The sequence below is a fragment of the Photorhabdus heterorhabditis genome (assembly GCF_018448905.1).
Classification (GTDB): Bacteria; Pseudomonadota; Gammaproteobacteria; order Enterobacterales; family Enterobacteriaceae; genus Photorhabdus; species Photorhabdus heterorhabditis.
On record NZ_RCWA01000134.1, the window covers coordinates 1 to 1,168 of the forward strand.

Below are 1,168 nucleotides of genomic sequence, written 5' to 3' on the forward strand. Positions count from 1 at the left end.
ACCCGAACTAAATTGATGGAATTCTTAGCTGGCTGCTCTCCGGCAATAGTGGTGATGGAAGCCTGTGCGGGCGCGCATTTCATGGCAAGACGGATCGCTGATTTTGGGCATGAGGCCAAGCTGATTTCACCGCAGTTTGTCCGCCCTTTTGTCAAAAGTAACAAGAATGATTTTATTGATGCGGAGGCTATCTGTGAAGCTGCTTCACGGCCCTCAATGCGTTTTGTTCAGCCCAGAACAGAAGCCCAACAAGCCATGCGCGCCCTGCACCGTGTCCGGGAATCGCTGGTCCGGGATAAAGTCAAAACCACCAATCAGATGCAGGCTTTCCTGCTTGAATTTGGTCTCAGCATGCCCAAGGGGATTGCCGTGATAAAACGGCTCTCTGCTGTGCTGGCTGAACATGAACTTCCTCCTTATTTGGTGCAGGTATTACTGCGGTTACAGGCACATTATCACTATCTGGTTGAGCAAATCACCGAAATTGAAACTGCTCTATCACAGGAGATTGCTCAGGATGATATCGGACAACGGCTGATGACGATCCCCGGCATTGGCCCCATCACGGCGAGTGTGCTTTCCTCACAACTGGGCGATGGGAAACAATACGCACACAGCCGGGATTTTTCAGCCTCGACGGGATTGGTGCCCCGCCAGTACAGTACCGGAGGAAAGACAACCTTATTGGGGATCAGTAAACGGGGTAACAAAACACTCCGGCAACTGTTGGTGCTCTGTGCCCGAACATTCATAATGCATATTGAGCATAGAAAGGGCAAACTGGCTGACTGGGTTAAGCAGCAACTTGAACGAAAGCATTCTAATATTGTGGCCTGTGCATTGGCTAATAAACTTGCCCGGATAGCCTGGGCTATTACGACAAAACACACGGTATTTGAAGCTTAAATCAAGCCTATTGTGAACAAATTTGAAACGAGACCCCACAGGTTTTGCGAAGACTGATAATTGATGACATGAACGGCCTACCGGCCTGATGAGAAACCTGGCGTAAAAATTGGCTCCTTGAAGCCGACACACTTTTAAGGTTCATCAGGCGCGGAACTCATCGAGGCGCAGGTTCCTTGCCTATAGTGACGCCGGATAGATTTAAGCAAGCCCAAAATTCATCAAAATGAGTGTTGCAAAAACGAGGGCGACCATAGATTTT

General features: G+C 49.1%; 1 protein-coding gene. It reads left to right on the top strand.

Annotated features, from left to right (window positions below; all coding sequences use genetic code 11):
* Window positions 1–906: IS110 family RNA-guided transposase (locus EAE89_RS22930; RefSeq protein ID WP_214086661.1), on the top strand; the 906-nt coding region annotated here is incomplete at its 5' end.
* Between the last annotated feature and the right edge of the window lie 262 nt (window positions 907–1,168).